Annotated in this window: 2 protein-coding genes; both read left to right on the plus strand. The window is 44.5% G+C overall.

Features of this window, described 5'->3' with window-relative positions:
* Positions 1 to 58: 58 nt before the first annotated feature.
* Positions 59 to 1,237: an FtsK/SpoIIIE domain-containing protein gene (locus DCC82_RS16850; protein WP_233253080.1), complete on the plus strand. Its 1,179-nt coding sequence runs from the start codon at positions 59 to 61 to the stop codon at positions 1,235 to 1,237.
* Positions 1,179 to 1,781 carry a replication-relaxation family protein gene (locus DCC82_RS16855; protein WP_233253081.1) on the plus strand — a complete coding sequence of 201 codons (603 nt, stop codon included), beginning with the start codon at positions 1,179 to 1,181 and terminating at the stop codon, positions 1,779 to 1,781. The genes DCC82_RS16850 and DCC82_RS16855 overlap by 59 nt, the downstream gene beginning before the upstream one ends.
* Positions 1,782 to 1,868: the final 87 nt, after the last annotated feature.

Consider the following 1,868-nt stretch of genomic DNA (forward strand, 5'->3'; position numbering starts at 1 on the left):
CGTTCAGCGAACACACACAAGTCGCTTGAAGCCCCCACCTCTAAGCGAAGCGTAGGTGGTGGGTAGTTCACTGTTTGAACTATTAGCGATTCCTGTTCTTGCTGGTTCAGCGGCAATCTTGTCCGGAGTTAAGAACAAGCAGAAAGAGGAACGGGTGATTGACACCGTATTTCGCAATCTGAAAGTTGGAGCAGTCGAGGGCAAGGAGTTTGTCTATCCGAAACTTGTTGCAACCGAACAAAAGGACTACTGTGTGCGTTATGTGTATCGCGTACCGTTAGGGCTGCCTAAAAAAGCGTTGGAACCAGTCGAAGAAATACTTGCTGCTACTCTGGATCGCCCAGTTGAAGTCACGTTCAAGAAGTGGCTATACATCGATGTTTTTCAAAACGACATTCCGGAAAAAGTGCTGTATAGCGAAGTTCCAGACATGAAAGGCTGGGTCGTTCCACTCGGTTTTAATGAGAAAGGATGGCATTTTCACGATTTTGACAAAACACCGCATTGTGTAGCAGGAGGGACGACGAGATTCGGGAAAACAGTGTTTTTGAAAATGGTGATGACATACCTTATTGAACATCATCCTGACGATGTGGAATTTTTGATTATTGATCTAAAGGGCGGGCTTGAATTCGAGCGCTACCGTGAACTAAAACAGGTCGTAGACGTCGCCAGCGATCCAATAGAGGCATTTGAATGCTTAACGAGTATAAAGGTACTGCTCGAGCAAAAAATGGCTGAATTTAAGCAAAATGGATGGTCAAACGTGGTGAATACACCTATACAAAAACGAACGTTTATTATTGTCGATGAAGCGGCGCAGCTCGTTCCAGAAAAGTTCATGGAAAAACATATGCGTGACCTACTTTCATATTGTCAAAGCATCCTTTCTGAAATTGCTCGTATCGGTGGAGCGTTGGGGTTTCGACTTGTTTTTTGTACGCAATATCCAACAGCTGACACTCTGCCAAGACAGATTAAACAGAACGCGGACCTTAAAATATCGTTTCGCCTGCCGACCGGATATGCGTCAGCTGTCGTGATCGATGAACATGGCGCAGAAGAGTTGCCATCAGACATCCCAGGACGCGCGATCATCAAGACGCATGAGAAAAAGATTGTTCAAGTGCCGTATATCAGCGATGAAGAGATGGCAAAACGATTGGAGGTGTACCGCGTTGCTAAAGTTAGAAAAACTCACCGAACGGCAAATGAAGATACTATATACTTTGAATAACCTGGGCGCATTAAGCCGTTCGCAAATTCAATATATGTTCGACCTGGGAAGCAAACGGAATGCGAATCGGGTGCTGCAAGGTATACGGGAATATACGAACACAAAACGAATCGGCGAGGATGTGTACTATCTCAATAAAAGGGGAGCGGAGCTGGTGGGCGGAGAGGCAACCATTCGACGAAATAGTCCGATTGAACATATTGTCATGCGGAATGGCATCTATATTTTTTATCATTATCCGTCTGACTGGAAAGCCGAAGCAAAAACAAGATGGAAAGAAGGCGGCAAGGAATACAGCATCGTGTCCGATGCACGTTTCACTTATCACGGGCAGATGTACTTCTTGGAAGTCGATATTCAGCAAAAAATGGTCGAGAACAAACGAAAGGTCGAGAAGTACGCATATCTTTTCCGATTCATACAGCGACAGCAACTAGGAGAACCTGTTTTGTTGTTCTACACTGTATCAGCCGTAAAGAAGCGGCAAGTTGAAGCGATCACCAAAGAGTACGGCGTGCCTTGTGAGTGCCTGTTAAAAGCGTAAAAAAAGGCGGAGTGATCCGCCTTTTTATTTTAAGAGGAATAATACATAATAATTTTATACAATCCGTATCAATACATTCGGAAATCC

Source organism: Geobacillus sp. LYN3, from assembly GCF_003064505.1.
In the GTDB taxonomy this organism is placed as follows: Bacteria; Bacillota; Bacilli; order Bacillales; family Anoxybacillaceae; genus Parageobacillus_B; species Parageobacillus_B toebii.